Annotated in this window: 19 protein-coding genes; all 19 read left to right on the plus strand. The window is 63.4% G+C overall.

What is annotated here, in order from left to right:
• Nucleotides 1–9 precede the first annotated feature (9 nt).
• The 19 genes from flgL to ACZ5R1_RS07490 all read left to right on the plus strand — a co-directional run bounded on the left by flgL (nt 10) and on the right by ACZ5R1_RS07490 (nt 20,836).
• The gene (flgL, locus tag ACZ5R1_RS07400) at nt 10–1,308 is read left to right on the plus strand and encodes a flagellar hook-associated protein FlgL (protein ID WP_077172396.1); all 1,299 of its coding nucleotides are present in this window, start codon (nt 10–12) and stop codon (nt 1,306–1,308) included.
• Nucleotides 1,309–1,426: 118 nt separating this feature from the next.
• Nucleotides 1,427–2,422: a UDP-N-acetylglucosamine 4,6-dehydratase (inverting) gene (pseB, locus tag ACZ5R1_RS07405; RefSeq protein WP_027598025.1), complete on the plus strand. Its 996-nt coding sequence runs from the start codon at nt 1,427–1,429 to the stop codon at nt 2,420–2,422.
• Nucleotides 2,419–3,570, plus strand: coding sequence for a UDP-4-amino-4,6-dideoxy-N-acetyl-beta-L-altrosamine transaminase (gene pseC / locus ACZ5R1_RS07410; protein ID WP_464712970.1), 1,152 nt, complete (start codon nt 2,419–2,421; stop codon nt 3,568–3,570). The genes pseB and pseC overlap by 4 nt, the downstream gene beginning before the upstream one ends.
• 11 nt (nt 3,571–3,581) lie before the next feature.
• The gene (locus tag ACZ5R1_RS07415) at nt 3,582–4,202 is read left to right on the plus strand and encodes a pseudaminic acid biosynthesis-associated methylase (protein ID WP_464712971.1); all 621 of its coding nucleotides are present in this window, start codon (nt 3,582–3,584) and stop codon (nt 4,200–4,202) included.
• Nucleotides 4,199–4,900 (plus strand): pseudaminic acid cytidylyltransferase, encoded by a 702-nt coding sequence (gene pseF / locus ACZ5R1_RS07420; RefSeq protein WP_464712972.1) that lies wholly within the window; start codon nt 4,199–4,201, stop codon nt 4,898–4,900. The genes ACZ5R1_RS07415 and pseF overlap by 4 nt, the downstream gene beginning before the upstream one ends.
• Nucleotides 4,900–5,958 (plus strand): UDP-2,4-diacetamido-2,4,6-trideoxy-beta-L-altropyranose hydrolase, encoded by a 1,059-nt coding sequence (gene pseG, locus ACZ5R1_RS07425; protein WP_464712973.1) that lies wholly within the window; start codon nt 4,900–4,902, stop codon nt 5,956–5,958. Before pseF ends, pseG begins: the two co-directional genes overlap by 1 nt.
• 20 nt (nt 5,959–5,978) lie before the next feature.
• Nucleotides 5,979–7,031, plus strand: a complete 1,053-nt coding sequence (locus ACZ5R1_RS07430) for an N-acetylneuraminate synthase family protein (RefSeq protein WP_108581186.1) — start codon at nt 5,979–5,981, stop codon at nt 7,029–7,031.
• On the plus strand, nt 7,028–7,738 hold the full coding sequence (locus tag ACZ5R1_RS07435) for a hypothetical protein (RefSeq protein WP_464712974.1): 711 nt from the start codon (nt 7,028–7,030) through the stop codon (nt 7,736–7,738). The genes ACZ5R1_RS07430 and ACZ5R1_RS07435 overlap by 4 nt, the downstream gene beginning before the upstream one ends.
• A gap of 2 nt (nt 7,739–7,740) precedes the next feature.
• Nucleotides 7,741–8,418, plus strand: a complete 678-nt coding sequence (locus ACZ5R1_RS07440; protein WP_177324644.1) for a WbqC family protein — start codon at nt 7,741–7,743, stop codon at nt 8,416–8,418.
• Nucleotides 8,415–9,095, plus strand: a complete 681-nt coding sequence (locus ACZ5R1_RS07445; protein WP_027598017.1) for a class I SAM-dependent methyltransferase — start codon at nt 8,415–8,417, stop codon at nt 9,093–9,095. The genes ACZ5R1_RS07440 and ACZ5R1_RS07445 overlap by 4 nt, the downstream gene beginning before the upstream one ends.
• Nucleotides 9,092–9,772 carry a PIG-L deacetylase family protein gene (locus ACZ5R1_RS07450; protein WP_027598016.1) on the plus strand — a complete coding sequence of 227 codons (681 nt, stop codon included), beginning with the start codon at nt 9,092–9,094 and terminating at the stop codon, nt 9,770–9,772. Before ACZ5R1_RS07445 ends, ACZ5R1_RS07450 begins: the two co-directional genes overlap by 4 nt.
• Nucleotides 9,769–10,800, plus strand: a complete 1,032-nt coding sequence (locus ACZ5R1_RS07455; RefSeq protein WP_027598015.1) for a hypothetical protein — start codon at nt 9,769–9,771, stop codon at nt 10,798–10,800. The genes ACZ5R1_RS07450 and ACZ5R1_RS07455 overlap by 4 nt, the downstream gene beginning before the upstream one ends.
• Nucleotides 10,797–14,732 (plus strand): glycosyltransferase, encoded by a 3,936-nt coding sequence (locus ACZ5R1_RS07460; RefSeq protein WP_464712975.1) that lies wholly within the window; start codon nt 10,797–10,799, stop codon nt 14,730–14,732. The genes ACZ5R1_RS07455 and ACZ5R1_RS07460 overlap by 4 nt, the downstream gene beginning before the upstream one ends.
• Before the next feature lie 238 nt (nt 14,733–14,970).
• Entirely contained in the window at nt 14,971–16,404 is a 1,434-nt protein-coding gene (locus ACZ5R1_RS07465; RefSeq protein WP_027598014.1) for a flagellin N-terminal helical domain-containing protein, read from the plus strand.
• 72 nt (nt 16,405–16,476) lie between these two features.
• On the plus strand, nt 16,477–16,866 hold the full coding sequence (locus ACZ5R1_RS07470; protein ID WP_077172406.1) for a flagellar protein FlaG: 390 nt from the start codon (nt 16,477–16,479) through the stop codon (nt 16,864–16,866).
• Between the two features lie 71 nt (nt 16,867–16,937).
• A complete protein-coding gene (fliD, locus tag ACZ5R1_RS07475) occupies nt 16,938–18,392 on the plus strand; it encodes a flagellar filament capping protein FliD (RefSeq protein ID WP_464712976.1) in 1,455 nt (484 codons plus the stop codon).
• Nucleotides 18,393–18,486: 94 nt separating this feature from the next.
• Complete coding sequence (fliS, locus tag ACZ5R1_RS07480) at nt 18,487–18,867, plus strand: flagellar export chaperone FliS (protein ID WP_026083956.1); 381 nt, start codon at nt 18,487–18,489, stop codon at nt 18,865–18,867.
• 14 nt (nt 18,868–18,881) lie between these two features.
• Complete coding sequence (locus ACZ5R1_RS07485) at nt 18,882–19,193, plus strand: flagellar protein FliT (RefSeq protein ID WP_464712977.1); 312 nt, start codon at nt 18,882–18,884, stop codon at nt 19,191–19,193.
• A gap of 164 nt (nt 19,194–19,357) precedes the next feature.
• Nucleotides 19,358–20,836, plus strand: coding sequence for a sigma-54 dependent transcriptional regulator (locus ACZ5R1_RS07490; RefSeq protein ID WP_044340926.1), 1,479 nt, complete (start codon nt 19,358–19,360; stop codon nt 20,834–20,836).
• Nucleotides 20,837–20,850: the final 14 nt, after the last annotated feature.

Genomic DNA, 20,850 nt, shown 5'->3' on the forward strand with positions numbered 1-20,850 from the left:
AACCCGCCCATGCGCATCTCTACCGTCCAGGCGTTCAACAATGGTATCAGCGGCCTGCAGAGCAACTATGGCGATGTCAGCCGCTCCCAGGAACAGATCAGCACCGGCAAGAAGATCCTCACCCCGGCGGACGATCCGGTGGCGTCGATCAAGCTGTTGCAGCTGAGCCAGGAAGAGGCGCTCAACGGTCAGTACAACACCGGTATGACCGCCGCCAAGAACAGCCTCACTACCCAGGAATCCATGCTGACCTCAGTGGAGACGGTGCTGACGCGTATTCGCGAGATCGCCGTCCAGGCCGGCAACGGTGCCCTGGATCCAACCGATCGCGCCTCTCTGGCCAAGGAAGTCGGGCAGCGCGAAGACGAGCTGATGAACCTGATGAACAGCAAGGATGCCAGTGGCAAATACTTGTTCTCCGGTTCCATGGGTGACACCCAGCCCTATGTGCGTAACGCCGACGGCACCTACAGCTACAACGGCGACGAAGGGCAGCGCAGCGTACAGATCGCCAGCTCCACCTTCGTGCCCCTCAGCGACAGCGGCAAGGACGCCTTCGAGAACAACTTCAACGCCAATCGGGTGGATACCAGCAAGGGGACGACCAATACCGGTACCGGGCGGATCTCCCTCGGCCTGGTGACGGACAAGGGCGCCTATGACTCGACCTTTCCGGCCAGCGCGCCGCCGGTAGCCAGTGACGGTATCGGCATCCATTTCCTCGATGACAAGAAATACGTCGTCTACGACCTCGCCAAGGCACCTACGGCCGCCCAATGGGCGGCCTACGATCCGGCCAATCCACCCGCGGGCCAACTCAAGGTGGACAGCCTGGACAGCACCCAGGAAGCCAGCAAATCCATCAGCTATGGCGGGGTGAAGGTGCAGATGGATGGCGTTCCGGCTGCCGGCGACGAATTCAAGATCACCCGCGACACCGCCAACGAGAAGCGCAGCCTGCTCAACGTGGTATCAGACCTGCGCAAGGCGCTGGAGAATGGCGACAGCAGTACCGAAGGGGTCTACCAGATCCGTGACAGCGCTGCCGTGGCCCTGAGCAACTTAGATACGGCCTACACCCAGGTCGACGGCGTGCGTGGCAAGGTCGGCGCGCGTCTCAACGTCATCGACTCCACCAGTGACTTCATCGCCAACGTCAGCCTGGTCAACAAGGCGGTGCAGTCTGATCTCCAAGATCTCGACTATCCCGAGGCGCTGTCGCGTTACGCCTTGCAGAACACCGTACTGCAGGCATCGCAGCAGAGTTTCGTGAAGATCGCCCAGTTGAGTCTGTTCAAGTACCTGTAAGGACAGAGGTCAAGGCGTAACGGGATTGGCCGATTTTTTGCTGCTACTCTTTCGCTAGGCTAGATGCGCCGGTTTTCCGCCGCCTCCGCCGCTCGACTCATCGCGAAGGGATAGCAACATGTTTGATGGCCTGTCGATCTTCATCTCGGGTGGTACCGGCTCTTTCGGTCGCGCCTTCGTCAAGCGGCTGCTAAGCGACTACCAGCCCAAACGGGTAGTGGTGTTTTCTCGCGACGAACTCAAGCAGTACGAGATGAGCCAGGAGTTCGATGCCCCCTGCATGCGCTACTTTCTCGGCGACGTGCGCGACGAGCAGCGTCTGCAGCAGGCCATGCGCGGCATCGATCTGGTGATACATGCCGCCGCCCTGAAGCAGGTGCCAGCGGCCGAATACAACCCTACCGAATGCATCCGTACCAACGTCAATGGCGCGGAAAACATCATCGCCGCGGCGTTGCAGAACGGTGTGAAGAAGGTCATCGCCCTGTCCACCGACAAGGCGGCCAGTCCGATCAATCTCTATGGCGCCACCAAGCTGCTGTCGGACAAGCTGTTCGTCGCCGCCAACAACATCGCCGGCAGTCGCGACACCTCCTTCGCCGTGGTGCGCTACGGCAATGTGGTCGGCTCCCGCGGCTCGGTGCTGCCACTGTTCCGCAAGTTGATCGCCAAGGGCGCCGAGGACCTGCCGATCACCGATACGCGCATGACGCGCTTCTGGATCACCCTCGACGAGGGCGTGGATTTCGTCATGCGCAGCTTCGAGCGCATGCAGGGCGGCGAGTTGTTCGTGCCCAAGATTCCCTCCGCGCGGATCGTCGATCTGGCGACTGCCCTGGCGCCGGATCTACCGCAGCGCCAGGTCGGCATCCGTCCGGGGGAAAAGCTGCACGAGATGATGATCTCCCGGGATGACAGTCCTCATACCCTGGAATTCGCGCATCACTATGTCATCGCGCCGGCGCTGAGCTTCAACCAGCCGTGCGACTACTCCCTTGATGGCCTGGGCGAGCAGGGACATCCGGTCGAGCCGGGCTTCGAATACCTGTCCGACAGCAACCCCGACTATCTGGACGTCGCGGCGCTGCGCCAGCTGGTCGAGCGCTGCCCATGAGCGCCATTCCCTACGGTCGGCAATCCATCAGCGAAGCGGACATCGCCGCGGTCACCGCCGTGCTGCGCTCCGACTGGCTGACCCAGGGGCCAATGATCGAGCGCTTCGAACAGGCGGTGGCGGGGCGCTGCGAAGCGACGCATGGCGTGGCCGTCTGCAATGCCACGGCGGCGCTGCATATCGCCTGCCTGGCGCTGGACCTGGGGCCAGGGGATCTGCTCTGGACTTCGCCCAATACCTTCGTGGCCAGCGCCAACTGTGCGCGCTATTGCGGCGCCGACGTCGACTTCGTCGACATAGATCCGCGCACCCTCAATCTCAGCGTTCCGGCGCTGGCCGCCAAGCTGGAAGTCGCCGAGCGGACAGGGCGGCTGCCGAAGATCCTGGTGCCCGTGGCCTTCGCCGGCCAGAGCTGCGACCTGGCCGCCATCCAGCCTTTGGCACGCCGCTATGGCTTCAAGGTGATCGAGGATGCTTCCCACGCCATAGGCGCGCGTTACGCCGGTCAGCCCGTGGGCTCTGGTGCCCAGGCCGACATCACCGTGTTCAGCTTTCATCCGGTGAAGATCGTCACCACTGGTGAAGGCGGACTGCTTACCACCAACGATGCCGCCCTTGCCGAACGGCTGCGGCGACTGCGCAGCCACGGCATCACCCGCGATCCGGCGTTGCTGCAGGCCGCAGGGCAGGGTGGCTGGTACTACGAACAGCTGGAGCTGGGCTTCAACTACCGCATCACCGACATCCAGGCGGCCCTGGGACTGTCGCAGCTCGACCGCCTGGAGCTCTTCATCGCGCGTCGGCGCGCCCTGGTCCAGCGCTATCGGGAGCTGCTGGCGGAATTGCCGGTCGGCCTCCTTGGCGATCAGGTCGGTGCCGAGTCGGCCTGGCACCTCTTTCCCATCCGGGTGGATGAACACCAGCGCGATCAGGTCTTCGCCGGGATGAGAGCTGCGGGTATCGGCGTCAATCTGCACTACATCCCTGTGCACCTGCAGCCCTATTACCGCGCCCTGGGCTTCGCGCCGGGCGATTTTCCGGAAGCCGAGCGCTACTACGCCCAGGCCCTGAGCCTGCCGCTGTACGCCGACCTGAGCGAGGCCCAGCAGGATCGAGTGGTTGAAGCGTTGGCCAAGTTGTTGAAGTAGAGGAAAGGACCATGCGAAAGATGACCGCGCAAGAGCGCTTCTGGCAGGGTGAATTCGGCGATGCCTACGTCGACCGTAACGCCGGCGCTGCAGCCGTGGCCAGCAGCCTGGCCTTCTTCGGACGCGCGTTGGCGCGGGCCGGCGGTCTGGGTAGCGTGCTGGAACTGGGCACCAACCGTGGCCTCAACCTGCAGGCGCTGCGAGCCCTGTTGCCCCAGGCGCAGTTGCAGGGTGTCGAGCTCAACGGCAAGGCCTGCGCCCTGGCCCAGGCGCTGAACGTGGCCGAGATCTGGGAGGGTTCGCTGTTCGACTATCCCGTGCCCAAGGGCTTCGACCTGGCGTTCACCAAGGGCGTACTCATCCATCTGCCTCCCGACTTGCTGCCGGCTGCCTACGACAAGCTGTACCAGGCCAGCCGACGCTTCATTCTGGTCGCCGAGTACTACAACCCCACGCCGGTGGAAGTGAGCTATCGCGGCCATGCCGAGCGACTGTTCAAGCGCGACTTCGCCGGTGAACTGCTCGACCGCCATGCCGATCTGCGCCTGCTGGACTACGGCTTCGTCTATCACCGCGATCCGCTGTTCCCGGCCGATGACATCTCCTGGTTCCTGCTGGAGAAACAGGCGTGACCGCCATCGCCATCATTCCCGCCCGGGGGGGCAGCAAGCGCGTCCCGCGCAAGAATATCAAGGCCTTCCACAGCCGCCCGATGATCGCCTATTCCATTCAGGCGGCGCTGGAGAGTGGCCTGTTCACCCGGGTCGTGGTCAGTACCGACGATGCAGAGATCGCCGAGGTGGCCCGCAGCTGGGGCGCCGAGGTGCCCTTCCTGCGTCCCGCCGAGCTGGCGGATGACCATGCCGGTACCGTCGAGGTGATCCGGCATGCGGTAGCGGCGCTGCGCGAGCAGGACGAAGATTTCGCCTACGCCTGTTGCCTCTACGCTACCGCACCTTTTGTGACCCCGGCCGATCTGGCGCGGGGGCTGGAAATCCTCGAAGGTCATCCGGACAAGGCCTATGCCTTTACCGTCACCGATTACGCCTCGCCGGTGCAGCGAGCGTTGCGGCTGCGCCCGGATGGCGGTGTCGAATCGCTCTATCCGGAGTTCTACGAAACCCGTTCCCAGGACCTGGAACCGGCTTTCCACGATGCCGGCCAGTTCTACTGGGGGCGCACCGAGGCCTGGGCGCAGGGCGCACCCCTGCATGCGCCGCACTCGCTGCCCGTATGGCTGCCGCGGCATCGGGTGCAGGATATCGATACGGCCGAGGACTGGCGGCGTGCTGAAGTTATGTTCGCCGCCCTGGGAGCGGCGCCGCGGTGATGCGGATTCTGGTGCGTGTGGATGCCTCGCCCATGATCGGCAGCGGTCATCTGGCACGTTGTCTCACCCTGGCCAGGGCGCTGGAGGCACAGGGTGCGCAGTTCACCTTTGTCTGCCGACTCGCTGAGCCGGACTGGCGCGCACTGATCCCCCAAGCCTATGAAGTCCTGCTGTTACCCCCACTGGGATCGCCGCCTGGCTATCCCGAACAGCGGATCGACGCCGAGGAAGACTTCCTAAGCATGCAAGTCCTGCTGGGTGAGCGATGCTTCGACTGGTGCCTGATCGATCATTACGGCCTGGCCGCGGACTGGCATGCCAAGGTCCGCCGCCATGCCAGACGCATCCTGGTGCTGGACGATCTCGCCAACCGTCCCCTGGCGTGTGATCTGCTGCTGGACCCAGGCGATCATCCATGGCCGGAGCAGCGCTACGTATCCCTGCTGCTGCGCGACGCCGTGCAATTGTACGGGCCAGAACACGCACTGCTGCGCGACGAGTTCAAGCAAGCGCGAGAAGGGCTGGCGCCGCGCGCGGGGCGTCTGGAGCGGGTCTTGGTGTTCTTCACCGGCGGTGATGACCTGGGCCAGACGCGGCTGGCGCTGCAAGCCCTGCTCAACTGGCGCCCCGGCCTAATTGTCGATGTGGTGGTCGGAGCAGGGCAGGCTGACCAGGCAGAGCTCCAGGCACTGTGTGATCAGCCGGGGTGGCGACTGCACATTCAGATCGACTACATGGCCCGGTTGCTGGCGGACGCCGATCTGGCCCTAGGTGCTGCTGGCGCCTCCTCCTGGGAGCGTTGCGCGCTGGGAGTTCCAGCGCTATTGGCGATCCTGTCCGACAACCAGCGCGAGTTGGCGGCCGGTCTGGAGCGCTGCGGGGCAGCACTTATCCTGGGGGAAGGTGCCGAGCTTAAAGTCGAGGATTATCAGCAGGCGCTGCACGCCCTGACGCCCGAGCAATTGGCGCGGATGTCGGCGCAGGCCTGGAAGCAGGTGGATGGTCTGGGTACCCAGAGAGTCGTCCACGCCCTAATGGAATTGTCGGCCGCACGCTGAGGCGGTGGAGGAAAGCTCGCATGTACCCACGTCCATTCGCCATCGCCGGCCGCGAGATTGGGATAGCGCACCCGCCGTACTGCATTGCCGAGGTTGGCATCAATCACAACGGTGATCTGGACACGGCGTTTCGTTTGATCGAGGTGGCCAAGTCGGCCGGTGCGGATGCGGTCAAGTTTCAGACGTTCAAGGCCAAGGATTTCTGCGGCGATCCCGAGCAAACCTTCACTTACCGCTCGCAAGGCCATACGGTCACCGAGCCCATGCTGGCGATGTTCCAGCGCTATCAGTTCGCTCCTGCGCAGTGGCAGGCGATCAAGGCGCATTGCCAGGCCGTCGATATCACCTTCTTTTCAACGCCGCAGAATCGACCCGACCTGGATCTATTGCTGCAGATCGGCGTGCCTGCCATCAAGGTCGGATCCGACGACTTCACCAATCTGCCGCTGCTGGAAAGCTATGCTGGCGAAGATCTGCCGCTGATCCTGTCCTGCGGGATGAGCGATCTGGCCGAGGTGCATCAGGCGCTGGAAAGCGTCGGCTGGTTCGCCGGTCGACCGCTGGTGCTACTGCTTTGTACCTCCCAGTATCCGACGCCGCCAGACGATGTACACCTCAGCCGCCTGACTACCTTGCAGCACGCCTTCCCCGGCCTCACCGTCGGGTTTTCCGACCATACCCAGGGCCCTCTCGCTGCAGCATTGGCACTGGCCCTCGGCGCCCGTGTGTTCGAAAAGCATTTCACCCTCGATCACGATCTGCCCGGACCGGATCACTGGTTTTCCGAAGATCCGCTGGGTCTTGCGTGCTGGATCGAACACATCCACCAGGCGGCGGCCATGATGGGCCGTCCCTATGTCCGTCCGACGGTGGAAGAGCTGACGAACAAGCGTGAGTTTCAACGTGTGCTGGTGGCCTCCCGTGATATTCGTCACGGCGAGCTCTTCAGCGCTGAAAACCTCGGTGCGCGACGGGTAGCGGGTGGTATCGGACTTCCGCCGTCCTTCCAGAGACGCTTGGTGGGACGATCGGCTTCGCGGGATTTCCTGGCAGGCGCGGTGATCGACCTGTGAAGCCGAGGATCTGCCTGCTACTCAATGACCTGGCGGAGGCACCGGCCGCTACGTTGCTGGAACGTCTGCTGCCGTCATCTCGGGTGGTCGTGGACCTGGCCGTGCACTATCCGGCAGAGCCGGAGCGCTACACGGCCATCGTACCCTTCAATTATCGCAGGCTGCTGCCTGCCGAAACGCTGGACCGAGTACTGGTCTTCCATGCGTCGGCCTTGCCCCAGGGCAGGGGGTGGGCGCCGATCTACTACAGCATCGTCGAGAATCAGCCCTGCTATGTGGTGACCGGCTTTCGGGCCGCTGCAGCGGCCGACACGGGTGATCTGATCGTCCAGGCCAGCTTTCCATTACGTCCCGAGTACACCGCGGCCTATCTCCGGCAGGTGGACGAGCCACTCTTTCTACAGGTGCTCGGTCGATTGCTGGAGCGTTGGCCGACAGGCGATTTTCCTGCCATACCCCAGTCGGGCGAAGGTACGTTTCGCGAGCGCCGACGGCCTCCGGACAACGAGATAGATCCGACGCGACCCTTTGCGGACTGGATCCCGCATCTGCGTGCAGTGGAGGCGGCTCATCCAGCCTTCTTTTTTTACCGGGGCGTCAAATACCTCGTCGAGGTTCGCCCCGAGATACCCCCTGCTTTTCCGCCGCCCTTGCGCCTCGAATACTGCGCTTCGGGTGAAATCGAGTGGCTGGAGGACTGGGTGTGAGGGTGGCCATTCATCAGCCTGCTTATCTACCCTGGCTCGGTTACTTCGATCGCATCGCCCAGGTCGACCGTTTCGTCTTTCTCGATACCGTGCAATTCGAGAAGAACAGCTTCATCAATCGCAATCGCATCAAGACCCCTCAGGGTATCCAGTGGCTGAGCATACCGGTATCCAGTCGCGGCCACCTGAACAGCGATCTGAGCGAGACCCGTATCGACAATTCGCGCGATTGGCGCGCCGACCACCTCAAGGCGCTGGCGCTGAATTATCGGCGCACTCCGCATTTCGCCATGCGCTTTGCGCGTCTTGAGGCCCTCTACGCCGAACCTGAAGACTTGCTCTCGGCCTGGTGCTGGCGCCAGCTGCGCTTCTGGCTCGACGAATTGCGGATCTCGACACCCGTGCTGCGCGCGAGCGACCTCGACCTGCGGCAGCGCAAGTCGGCGCTGGTACTGGAAATCTGCCAGCGCCTGGGGGCTAGACATTATGTATCGGGTAGCCTTGGGCGTGACTATCTGGATGAGGCGTCGTTTACCAACGCCGGAATAGCCGTGGAGTACCAGGCGTTCGTGCCGCGATCCTATCCTCAGCTCTGGGGCGAGTTCAGTCCCGGCCTAGGCGTGGTCGACTGGTGGTTCAATCAGCCCGAATCGATCACCCCCTTCAGGAGTCAGCCATGACCTTTTCCGCCGAATGGGAGCAGCGCTATGCGGCCAATACCCATCTGTCCATCTGGCCCTGGTCGGATGTGGTCAGCCTGACCCGGCGCCATCATCCCATGCTCGGCGCAGGCCACCGTGTTCTGGAACTCGGTTGTGGCGCGGGTGCCAACATCCCGTTTTTTCTGCAGCTCGGGGTCGACTACCACGGCCTCGATGGCAGTCCGACCATGGTCACTCAGCTGCAAGAACGCTTTCCGCCGCTCAGAGAGAGGTTGCTCGTCGCTGACTTCACCGAGGCCTGGCCGCTAACGCCAGGCTTCGAGCTGATTCTTGATCGCGCCAGTCTGACTCACAACACCACCGCCGCCATCCGACGTTGCCTGGCCCAGGTGCTGGCGGCCCTGCGGCCCGGTGGGCTGTTCATTGGCGTGGACTGGTTTTCCACCGCGCATTCGGAGGTTGTCCATGGGCGACCCGATACCGATGCCAATACCCGTACCTCTTACACGTCCGGGCCCTTTGCCGGGGTGGGGCGGGTGCACTTTGCCGATGAGGCCCAGCTGCGCGAACTCTTCACCGATTTCGACCTGCTGCACCTCGAAGAACGACGTGCCCAGCGCCTGGAGCCGGCCGATGGCCTGTGCATAGCCACCTGGTCGCTGGTGGCGCGCAAACCCGAGAAGAAAAGCTCATGAGCAACGAACGCGTTCTGGTCATCGCCGCCCATCCGGACGACGAGATTCTTGGCTGTGGTGGCGCTATCGCCCAGCACAAGGCACGGGGGGACGAGGTGCATGTCGTCATCATGGCCCAGGGGCTCTACAGTCGCGGCACACCCGAGGAGGCGGAGCGCCTCGCCCTCGAGAAGGCGTCCGACGACGCCAATCGCATTCTGGGAGTGGATCGCCTGACCCGTCTCGACCTGCCGGACAATCGCCTCGACAGCCTCGATCTGCTGGATCTGGTCAAGCCCGTCGAAGCCCTGATTGGCGAGCTGCGGCCCGGTATCGTCTATGGCCACTGGTGTGGCGACGTGAACATCGATCATCGACGCCTGCACGAAGCGGTAGTCACCGCGTGCCGCCCGCAACCGGGTCATCCGGTGCATACCCTGCTGTTCTTCGAAGTCGCCTCGTCCACCGAATGGCAGCCTCCTCACAGCGCACCGGCCTTCCTGCCGAACTGGTTCGTCGATATCGATTCCGTGCTGACGCTCAAGCTGCAGGCCCTGGATGCCTATGCCATGGAAATGCGCGCCTGGCCGCACCCGCGCTCGCTGAAGGCAGTCGAGCATCTTGCCCGTTGGCGTGGTGCCTGTGTCGGCATGGCCGCGGCAGAAGCCTTCGTGCTTGGCAGGCTGCTGCAATCATGATCGAGTACGACGGCGGCTCACCGGTTGCCCGGGACTGGACCTCGACCGACCTGCCGTTATCAGACGGTCCCTGGCTCTTCGGCAATGCCGGGATCGATTGCCTGCGGCAGCAGGTGGAAGATGCCTTCGCCCGGCGCCAACTGGATCCCGCAGCCGAACCCCTGCGGGTGAGCGCCGACCAGCTGTCCGTACCGGCGACCCGCAATATGCAGGCCTATGCCGCGCTACCGGCAAGTCTAACGGCTGAACAGCGCTGGCATGACTACGCCGCTGCCTTGGAAGAGGGCGGGCGACTGGTACTGGACGTACGTCCGGCGGAGCACTGGCAGGGGTTCGGTCGGCGCCTGACAGCCCAGGATCAGCGGACGCCTTGCTATGCCGTACGCGACCTGATCAGCCAGTTGAGCGCCCAGGGGCTGGCTGTCATCGCCGTCGAACCCTATGCCGGGCTCTGGGACAATGCTTGGCTGTATCGGGGGCTCAGGCACAGACACAAGTGGCGGCGGCTGCTGTCCTGGCTCGCCAACGACGAGCCGCTGCTGACCTGGGCGCTGCGCCTGGAACAGGAGGTTTTCGCCACGCTGGCACCCCGGGCAAGTGGACGCTGCCTGGTCGCGGCAGAGAAGCGTCCCGGGGCGGTGGATCCTGCGGACGCATTGCAGCAGCTCGCCGAGCGCGACCAGGCCCTGAGTGATCCTCTGCGCCTGGCGCCGGGTGCCGAGGCGCTGGCGGCAAGCCAGGCGGAGGCGACTTCTTCCCTGCGTGCCCAGCAGCTGTTGCTCATGCTTGGCGAAGTTCTGCAGCGCCACTATCCGCAGCTGGATTGGCTGGCGCTGCTGCCAGAATCAGCCGCTCGGCAATTGCGCGATTGGCAGTCCGCGGAGGCGATCGATCAGCGGGCCATGACCATACTGGACGCGTGGCGCCAGGGCTCCGGCGAACATGAAGAGCTGTTGCGTGGCCTCGACTATTCCCTGATGACGCCGCTGTTGCGGCAGTATTTTCCGGCACGGAGAACGCCCTCGTGAAAGCCCCGGCCATCGTCGCCTTCCTTTGGGACAATCAACTGCCGGTGTTGCGGGAGTTCTTCCGCCGACACGGTCCCCTGACCCTGATCACCCTGTCGCCCTATGTCTCGCAGGGGCTGCTGGACGTATTGGACGAGGCGGGTAGCAAAGTCTTCGTGCTGGATCAGGAGCTGGACGATGCGGGCGTCTTCGCCGTCGAGCGCGACACCTACCACTGGCATAGCCGCCTGCAGCTCTGGTTCGATCAGGGGCCACCGGCGCGTCTGCACAACGAAGACTGGACCGCGCTGCACGCCCTGATCGATGCCCGCCTGCACGCCGAGTTGCCCACCGTGGTGACGCTGCTGGAAAGCCTTGCCCGCGCGCAACGCGACTACCGGCTGAGCCTGGTGCTGGGCAGTGAAGACGTGATGGTCATCGCCAAGGTGACCATGCTCTGGGCGCGTACCCAGGGGATTCCCTCCCTGCACCTGTCCCACGCCCTGGCGCTGAACGATCCCTACACGGTGCATGGGCGCCAGGTCGCCGACATCACCGCCGTCTATGGCCAGCGTGGCCTGGAGGGCTATCTGGATTATGGGGTGCCGCCGGAGCGCCTGAGGGTCACTGGCAATCCGGCCTGGGATGGCATTCCCGCGCGGCGGGCCGCCCGTGCCGAGCATGCCGCGGCCCTGCATGCCAGGCATGGTCTGCGCGTCGGAGAACCCATCGTGGTGTTCGGCACCACCTGGGCGAGCGGCCATAGCGCCCACGGTGACCAGGCCATTTTCGAACGGACCGTGGCAGCCTTCATCGATGCTTGCGAGAAGCTGTTCAGTAGCGGCTTGACCTTCAATCCGGTGATCAAGGATCGTCCGCCCAATTTCCAGTTCGGCGAGACGCGCGTGGCTGAATTGCTGCGCGAACGCCAGGCCGATCCGGGGCGCTATTTCTATCTGGCCGAAGACGGTCCGCTCTGGCCGGTGGTCGCCGATGTGCTGATCGCCGTGGATTCCAACTACTGCGTGGAAGCCTTGCTGAGCGGCACCGCTGCCATCAATTTGCGGCATCCCGGCAACATGCCCTTCGGACCCTGCTATGCAGCGGAGGCCGGTATCGCCGACGTCACGGCGCAAGAGCTCCCCGATGCGCTTGGCCGCCTGCTGCGCGATCCTGTCGAGCGGGCTCGCCAGGTCGCGGCCAGCGCCCGCAGCGCACCCTATTACAACCTTGCCCAGGCGGGCGATGCCGCCCAGCGCGTGGCACAACTGATGGGTGAGATGGCCGTCGGCCTGGTGCCGCGTCTGCTGGCCTGGCTGGATGCCCGCCTGCCTATCCCGGCAGAGCGCGAGGCGCTGCAGCGTCCGGTTGAGGAGTTGGGCCGCGGTCGGCAATTGCTGGGAATCCTGATTCTGGATGCCGGCCAGAACGCCGTTGCGGTGGAGCGAACCCTGGCCAGTCTGCAAGAGACCCTGGGTACGGCCTGGACCGCCGTGGTAGTCAGCCCGGCGCCTGCGCCCGTCACCCTGGAGGCCGGCGTCGAATGGCTGCCGGTCGGGGCAGGAGAGGTCATGAACGTTGCCTCGGCCCGAATGCAGGAGCAGGGCAATGGGGCTTGCGACTGGTGGCTGACCCTGGACGCCGGTGGCGAATTCACTCGCAGCGGCCTACTGCTGTTCACCTCGATGCTGGCCCGGTTGCAGTTGCAGGATCCCGAGGGGCAGGCGAGTCATGCCTGTTTCGCCGACGAATTGCAGCGCTCTGCCGAAGGCGCGATCGGCGCCTGCTTTCGCCCGGACTTCAACCTGGATCTGCTGCTGAGCTTTCCGGCGTTGTTCGGCCGGCACTGGGCCGTGCGTCAGTCGAGCCTACTCGCCCTGGGCGGCCTGGAGCCCGCCTACGGCACTGCGGCACCTCTGGATCTGCTGCTGCGGGTGATCCAGCGCCATGCCGGGGCCGGTATCGAGCATCTGCCCGAGGTCCTGCTGGTCGCGGACAGTCCCGCCCTGAGCGTCGAGCCCGCCGAGCAGGTGGCGCTGGAGCAGCACGTGCAGGCGCGCGGCTATGCCGAGGCCCGGGTCGAAGCCTTTCTGCCACGGCGGTATCTCATCACCTACGGCCATCAGGCGACTCCCAGCGTATCGGTGGTCATCCCGGTGCTGGATGAGCTGGAGCGCGCCCAGCGCTGTCTGGACAGCCTGCTGGAACAGACCCGCTATGCCGGTTTTGAGGTCCTGCTGGTCGATTGCGGCAGCCGTCAGCCGGCGACGCAACGCTGGCTGGATGACCTGGAGGCGCTGGGTGCCGAACAGGTTAAGGTCTGGCGCTTTGCTGGCGAGCCGAATCGCTCCGCGCTGATCAACGCCGTGGCCCAGGCCAGCGCGGCGGACTTCCTGCTGCTGCTCGAGCCCAGTTGCGTGCTGGTGCAACCGGACTGGCTGGAGATTCTGCTCGATCAGGGACAGCGGCCGGAGGTCGGCGCCGTTGGACCACGCATCTGTGATCCCCAGGGGCGGATCCTCGAAGCGGGCCTGCTGCTGGGCCTGGACGATGGGGCCAGTGCCGCCTTCGCCGGAGAGGACCTGCAGACGCCTGGCTATCTGAGTCGTCTGCAACTGGTGCAGGATTACAGCGCCCTGGGTGCGAGCTGCCTGTTACTGAAGCGCGAATTGATCCTGGCGCTGGATGGCTGGGATGCCGAGCGCTTTCCGCTGGCCTATGGCCCGGTGGATTTCTGCCTGCGCCTGCGGCAGGCGGGTTATCTCAACGTCTGGACACCCCAGGCGACCGTTATCCAAGAAGGCCTGGACGGCACGCTGGTCGATCGGCAACGAGCGACGGAGCGCGAGGCGCTGCAGGAACGCTGGCTCCCCGTGCTGGCACGGGATCCAGCCTACAATCCCCAGCTCTCATTGGCCGGCAGCGGCTTCAGCTTCGAATACGGTACGCGACGCCTGCAGCAGGCTGTCCTGCCACAGATCCTGGTCTGTCCCGCCGACGAAGCGGGCTGCGGCCACTACCGGATACGTCAGCCGCTGATGGCGCTGCGCGATGCCGGCCGGGTGGAAGGGCTGATCTGCGCCCAGCATCCGACGCCTCTGGAGCTGGAGCGTTTTTCGGTCGATACCCTGGTTCTGCAGCGGCAGATCACCGATGACCAGCGTGACAGCCTGCGTCGCTTGCAGAGGCTGTCGCGCACCTTCACGGTGTTCGAGCTGGACGACTATCTGCCGAACTTGCCGCTCAAGAGCATGCATCGCGCCTCGATACCCAAGGATATCCTCAAGGCGCTGCGTCAGGCCGTGGCGACCTGCGACCGCCTGGTGGTTTCCACGCCGGCGCTAAGCAGTGCTCTGGCCGGTATGAATACCGATATACGCGTCGTACCGAACTTCCTGCCTCCACGCTGGTGGGCGGGGCGGCAGAGCCTGCGTAGGCAGGGACGCAAGCCACGAGTGGGCTGGGCGGGGGGCAGCAGCCATACCGGCGACTTGGAGTTGGTGGTGGATGTCGTCCAGGCGCTTGCCGATGAAGTGGAGTGGGTCCTCTTCGGGATGTGCCCCGACCGACTCAGACCCTATGTGCATGAGTTCCATCCGGGAGTCTTCATCAATGACTACCCGGCCAAGCTGGCCAGCCTGAATCTCGACCTGGCCATTGCGCCGCTCGAAGACAACCTGTTCAACCGCTGCAAGACCAACCTGCGGCTGCTCGAATATGGCGCCTGCGGTTTCCCGGTGGTGTGCTCGGATATCGAGCCCTACCGGGGTGATCTGCCGGTCACCCGGGTGCGCAACAGATTCAAGGACTGGTGCGATGCCATTCGCAGTCAGCTGGCCGATCTGGATGCCACCGCGCGACAGGGCGATCTGCTGCGTGAACAGGTGCTCCAACAGTGGATGCATGAAGGCTGCAATCTGGACGTCTGGCAGGCTGGATGGCTACCCGGTTGAACGTCGCGATGAAAAGTGCGCTTCGCCATTAAATAAAACGGCTCTCCCGTCGATAACCTGGATGTCACTCTCCGGCGTTTGATCACTGTCAAGTGTCTGGCGAAGAAAATCGCCAAACACCCTTAAAGTTCTAGCGACAGGCGCCGATAAACAAGATGAATGCGAAATACAGGGGCGTCTGAGCAAGCAGGTCCCATTCGCATGCTCAGGCACACAAGGTTCAACTGGAGACGCCACCATGGCACTTACCGTCAATACCAACATCCCTTCCCTGAACACTCAGCGTAACCTGCAGAACGCGTCCAGCTCCCTGGCCACCTCCATGCAGCGTCTGTCCACCGGTAGCCGTATCAACAGCGCCAAGGACGATGCCGCCGGTCTGCAGATCTCCAACCGTCTGACCAACCAGATCAACGGTTTGAACCAGGCGACTCGCAACGCCAACGACGGTATCTCCCTGTCGCAGACCGCTGAAGGCGCCATGCAGCAGTCCACCAACATCCTGCAGCGTATTCGCGACCTGGCCGTGCAGTCCGCCAACGGCTCCAACAGCGACGCCGACCGTTCCGCTCTGCAGAAGGAAGTGACCGCGCAGCAGAACGAACTGACCCGTATCGCCCAGACCACCACCTTCGGTGGCCGCAAGCTGCTGGACGGCTCCTTCGGCACCACCAGCTTCCAGATCGGCGCCAACGCCTACGAAACCATCGACGTCACCCTGAAGGACACCTCGGCTACTGCCCTGGGTTCCAACCAGATCGGTAGCGGTGCCGGCACGAGCGCAGGCAGTGCGGTTGCGGGCAGCGGTGGTGTGCTCACCGCCAGCGGCAGCATCACCCTTGTGGGCGGTGGCAAGAGCCAGCCGGTGACCTACGCCGCCGGTGACTCGGCCAAGACCATCGCTGGCGCCATGAATGGCCAGATTCCTGGTCTCGCTGCTTCGGCGCGCACTGTGCTGACCGTAACCGACTCCATTACCAGCGGTGCGGCCAACATGACCATGAACGTGGGCAGCAACTCGCTGAACCTGGTCGGCGTAGCCAGCACAAAGGACATGGCTGACCAGATCAATGCCAACGCCGCCAAGCTGGGCGTCACCGCCAACTACGACACTCAGTCCAAGAAGCTGACCATCACCTCGGCCACCGGCGAAAACGTAACTTTCGGTGCGGATACCGGTAACGCTGCAGGCGCCATCAGCGTCTCGTCGCAGAAGTCCGATGGTAGCTTCAGCGGCCCCGTGGATGTTCGCGCCAACGGCGGTCAAGCCATGGGCTACGTCAAGCTGGATTCGCCGACCACTTTCGCCATGACGGGTGATACCACTGCGATCTTCGGTGCGACCAAGTCCTCGCTGAGCAAGGTCTCCGACGTCGACATCTCCACCGCCGACGGCGCCCAAAAGGCTCTGTCCGTGATCGACCAGGCCCTGGCCAACATCGACTCCCAGCGCGCTGACCTCGGTGCGGTGCAGAACCGCTTCGACAACACCATCAGCAACCTGACCAACATCTCGGAGAACGCCACCTCCGCCCGTAGCCGCATCAAGGACACCGACTACGCCGCGGAAACCGCGAACCTGTCGAAGAACCAGGTGCTGCAACAGGCTGGTACCGCGATCCTGGCCCAGGCCAAGCAGCTGCCCCAGTCGGTTCTCAGCCTGCTCCAGTAAGGGCAGAGATCGGTCTAGGCAGGGAGAAGGGGGACGCCCCTTCTCCCTTTCATGCGTTGTGAGGACATTACAATGGACATCGTCAAGACAACGGGTTTTTCAGCGGTAAGGCCCTATGGCGCTCAATCGAGCCCTGCGGCCGCGACGTCCTTCAGCGCTGCGGCGCCCACGGCGGACTCCACGGTCAAGCCGGTTTCCCAGACCAGCAAGGCCGACGGGGACAAGGCCGAGAAGCCGGAAGACGGCAACATGGATGGCGCCCTGTCCAAGCTGAAATCGAAATTCCAGGAAGACCACCGCAACCTGGATTTCAGTATCGATGACTCCACCGGCGAGGTGGTGGTCAAGGTGCTGGACGGCGAATCCGGCAAGCTCATCCGGCAGATGCCCAGCGAGGAGGTGCTCAAGCTGGCCAAGCAGCTGGATGAGATGCGCAGCCTGATGTTCAAGGCCAAAGCCTAGTTGGCGCGGAACTTGAATCAGACTGACTAAGCGCAGGGGCGACGACGTAACGTTGGCAGGGGGATAGCGACATGGCAGGTATCAGCGGGATTGGCGGGTCGGGACTGGACATCGATTCCATCGTCACCAAGATGGTGGCCGCCGAAAAGGCACCGAAGATGGATCAGTTGAACGCGACGCAAACCAAGGCGACTGCGCAGCTGACCGCGATCGGTTCCCTGAAGGGCGCCATCAGCGAATTCCAGACGGCGCTGACCACGCTCAATAGCCCCACCAGCTTCCAGGCGCGGGCCGTCACCCTGTCGAAAAGCGACTATCTCACGGCCACGGCCAGTACCAGCGCCAGCGTCGGGAGCTATCAGGTCGCAGTCACGCAACTGGCTGGCAGCAGCAAGGTGGCCCTGGCGTCCGTACCAGCCACCTCCACCACGACTGCCAGCGATGGCACCAAATCTTCTTCTCCCACCACTTTCGGCAAGGGCACGCTGAGCATCAAGATCGGCGATACCAAGCTCTCGGACATTCAGGTCGATGCCACCAACAACACCCTGAGTGGCATCCGCGATGCCATCAATAAGGCCGGACAGAACCAGGGCATCAGTGCCAGTGTCGTCAATGACGACACGGGTTCACGACTGGTATTGAGCAGCACCAAGACCGGTGACGGTAATGACATCTCGGTGTCGGTGAGTGGTGATGATGGTTCGGGCAAACAGAGTCTGACCAAGCTGGCCTACACGCCAAGCAACAGTGACTCCAGCGATCCTGCCGCCGCCCATTCGCTCTCCAAAGCCAAGAGTGCCCAGATGACCATCGATGGTCTGAAGGTCACCAGCGCTTCGAACACGGTGAGCAATGCGGTCGATGGTCTAAGTTTCACCCTCAAGGCCACCACCCCGGCGGACAGTCCGATGACCGTCGGCGTCAGCCAGGACGAGTCGGGTGTCAAGGGCAACATCAAGGGCTTCGTGGATGCCTACAACAAGCTCATGGGTGTCATCAAGACCCAGACCTCGGTGACGAAGGTCGGGGACAACAGCTCGCCCATCGCGGCTGCGCTGGTGGGGGATGCGACTGCTCGCGGCCTCACGACCACCATCCGCAGCGAGCTTGGCACCATGCAGGGGACAGGCGCCGTCAAGGCGCTGGCCGACCTGGGTATCACCACCCAGAAGGATGGCACCCTGGCCATCGACGACACCAAGCTGAGCAGTATGGTGAGCTCCAACTTCAGTGACCTGTCCAGCTTCTTCACTGGCGACCAGGGCATAGCGGCGCGGCTCAAGGGTAAGCTCGATCCCTATACCATGACCAATGGCATTCTCGAGCAGCGTTCGAACTCCCTGAGCACCACCTTGAAGAACGTGGACGCCCAGACCGCCACGCTCAACACGCGTATGACCGCGCTCTCGGATCGTCTCTACAAGCAATACAACGCCATGGACCAGCTGTACTCGTCGTTGTCGACCACCGCGTCCTCGCTCTCCCAACAGCTGGCGGCCATGCCCTTCGCCAACAAGAGTTGAGTGGGCCGATTCGGCCAATCCGGTCGATAAAGGGGTCAAGTAATTCGCGTCATGACCGATAAAGAAAGTATCGGAAACACACAGAGGTCGTGACATGAACGCAATGACAGCCATGCGCCAATACCAGCAGGTCGGCCTGCAGGCGCAGGTGTTCGAAGCCAGTCCCCATCAGCTGATCCAGATGCTCATGCAGGGCGCCTTGGATCGTCTGGCCAAGGCGCAAGGCGCGCTTGAGCGGGGTTGGCTGCCGGAGAAGGGCGAGCTGATCGGCAAGGCGGTATCCATCATCGCCGGTCTGAAGGACGTCCTGGATTTCGAGCAGGGTGGCGAGCTCGCCACCAACCTGGATCGTCTGTATGACTATATGATCCGCCGGCTCAGCGAAGCCAACCGCAACAATGATCCTGTTATCCTTGAAGAAGTATCCGGCCTGATCCGCGAGATCAAATCCGGCTGGGATGCCATTGCCCCCTGATCTGGAGTCGACCGATGAACGTCGCCATGCAAAAGACCCCGGTGGAACGCGTCGAGCTCGTCTATGAGCAGATGGCCGTTGCGCTCAAGGCCGGAGACTGGACGCGGATCGCCGAGCTGGATCTGGATTGCCGCCTGTTCGTCGACGAAGCCATGTATGCCACAGGCGACGAGGCCGTAGCCCTGCGTGCCAGCCTCGAGCGCCTGCTGGCGCTCTATGCCTCCCTGCTGCAGAGCTGCAAGGCAGAGCGGGATGCTACCGCCCAGGAGTTGACCAAGCTCAACAAGTCGAATCAGGCCGCCAAGGTCTATCAACTGTTCGGTTGACTGTCATCTGTTGGACGGTAATTCAAAGTTTGGATATTTCGCCGCCATAAAATTGACCCCGCATCACAATTTGTCTTAACTTGCGCAAGATGCCGACCAGTTGGCACTTGGATGCAGGCGACTCCTGCGCGTAGCGAACCGACAAGCCGAATTGGGGCAGGGACATGTGGCGTGAAACCAAGATCCTTCTGATCGACGATGAAGCCGAGCGGCGCAAGGCGGTCTCGGTCATTCTCGATTTTCTCGGCGAAGCTCATCTCGCCTGCACCAGTTCCGATTGGCAGGCCACCCTCGAAGCGCTCGACAGCAGTCGGCAGGTCAGCTGTGTGCTGGTCGGTCGCGTCGACAGCCGCGGCAACAGCGTCGAGCTGCTCAAGCAGGTGGTGGCCTGGGACGAGATGGTCCCGCTGCTGTTGCTCGGCGAAGCGGCGCAGCCGGAGTGGCCGGACGATGTCCGCCGCCGCGTGCTGGTCTCCCTCGAATACCCGCTGGCCTACAACAAGCTGCTGGATTCCCTGCACCGTGCCCAGGTCTATCGCGAGATGTACGACCAGGCTCGGGATCGCGGGCGTCAGCGCGAGCCCGAGCTGTTCCGCAGCCTGGTGGGTACCAGCCGCGCCATCCAGGGCGTGCGCAAGATGATGCAGCAGGTGGCCGATACCGAGGCCACGGTACTCATCCTCGGTGAGTCCGGCACCGGCAAGGAGGTGGTGGCGCGCAACCTGCACTTCCACTCCAAGCGCCGCGAGGCGCCCTTCGTGCCGGTCAACTGCGGCGCCATTCCGGCAGAGTTGCTGGAAAGCGAGCTGTTCGGTCACGAGAAGGGTGCTTTCACCGGCGCCATCACCAGTCGCGCCGGTCGTTTCGAATTGGCCAACACCGGCACCCTGTTCCTCGACGAGATCGGCGACATGCCGCTGCCCATGCAGGTCAAGCTCCTGCGGGTGCTGCAGGAACGGACCTACGAGCGGGTAGGCAGCAACAAGACCCAGAGCGTGGACGTGCGCATCATCGCGGCGACCCACAAGAACCTGGAGCAGATGATCGCCGCTGGCACCTTCCGCGAAGACCTCTACTACCGCCTCAATGTCTTCCCCATCGACATGGCGCCGCTGCGCGAACGGGGTGAAGACATCCCGCTGCTGATCAACGAACTGATTGCGCGGATGGAACACGAGAAGCGGGGCTCCATCCGCTTCAACTCGGCCGCCATCATGTCGCTGTGCCGCCACGAGTGGCCGGGCAACGTCCGCGAACTGGCCAACCTGGTGGAACGCATGGCGATCATGCATCCCTATGGCGTCATCGGCGTGGCCGAGTTGCCGCTCAAGTTTCGCTACGTGGAAGACGAAGCCGATCCCATGGTGGAGTCCTTGCGCGAGGAGTTGCAGGAGCGTGAGGCCATGGCTGGGATCGGGACGGTCGAGGTGTCGTCCTCGGCGCTGCTGCCGAGCGAAGGCCTGGATCTCAAGGACTACCTGGCCAACCTGGAAAAGAGCTTTATCCAGCAGGCGCTGGACGATGCCGGTGGCGTCGTGGCACGTGCCGCCGAGCGACTGCGCATCCGCCGGACCACCCTGGTGGAGAAGATGCGCAAGTACGGCATGGGCCGTCGCGACGACGAGTTCGACGAAGAGATCTAGCGAACCCTCTGTAG

Source organism: Pseudomonas sp. Pso3, assembly GCF_055393275.1.

Excerpts from the sequence above, each read along its gene's own strand:
- flgL (WP_077172396.1), top strand. The coding sequence starts at position 10 with ATGCGCATCTCTACCGTCCAGGCGTTCAACAATGGTATCAGCGGCCTG.
- pseB (WP_027598025.1), top strand. The coding sequence starts at position 1,427 with ATGTTTGATGGCCTGTCGATCTTCATCTCGGGTGGTACCGGCTCTTTC.
- pseC (WP_464712970.1), top strand. The coding sequence starts at position 2,419 with ATGAGCGCCATTCCCTACGGTCGGCAATCCATCAGCGAAGCGGACATC.
- ACZ5R1_RS07415 (WP_464712971.1), top strand. The coding sequence starts at position 3,582 with ATGCGAAAGATGACCGCGCAAGAGCGCTTCTGGCAGGGTGAATTCGGC.
- pseG (WP_464712973.1), top strand. The coding sequence starts at position 4,900 with ATGCGGATTCTGGTGCGTGTGGATGCCTCGCCCATGATCGGCAGCGGT.
- ACZ5R1_RS07430 (WP_108581186.1), top strand. The coding sequence starts at position 5,979 with ATGTACCCACGTCCATTCGCCATCGCCGGCCGCGAGATTGGGATAGCG.
- ACZ5R1_RS07445 (WP_027598017.1), top strand. The coding sequence starts at position 8,415 with ATGACCTTTTCCGCCGAATGGGAGCAGCGCTATGCGGCCAATACCCAT.
- ACZ5R1_RS07450 (WP_027598016.1), top strand. The coding sequence starts at position 9,092 with ATGAGCAACGAACGCGTTCTGGTCATCGCCGCCCATCCGGACGACGAG.
- ACZ5R1_RS07455 (WP_027598015.1), top strand. The coding sequence starts at position 9,769 with ATGATCGAGTACGACGGCGGCTCACCGGTTGCCCGGGACTGGACCTCG.
- ACZ5R1_RS07465 (WP_027598014.1), top strand. The coding sequence starts at position 14,971 with ATGGCACTTACCGTCAATACCAACATCCCTTCCCTGAACACTCAGCGT.
- ACZ5R1_RS07470 (WP_077172406.1), top strand. The coding sequence starts at position 16,477 with ATGGACATCGTCAAGACAACGGGTTTTTCAGCGGTAAGGCCCTATGGC.
- fliD (WP_464712976.1), top strand. The coding sequence starts at position 16,938 with ATGGCAGGTATCAGCGGGATTGGCGGGTCGGGACTGGACATCGATTCC.
- fliS (WP_026083956.1), top strand. The coding sequence starts at position 18,487 with ATGAACGCAATGACAGCCATGCGCCAATACCAGCAGGTCGGCCTGCAG.
- ACZ5R1_RS07485 (WP_464712977.1), top strand. The coding sequence starts at position 18,882 with ATGAACGTCGCCATGCAAAAGACCCCGGTGGAACGCGTCGAGCTCGTC.
- ACZ5R1_RS07490 (WP_044340926.1), top strand. The coding sequence starts at position 19,358 with ATGTGGCGTGAAACCAAGATCCTTCTGATCGACGATGAAGCCGAGCGG.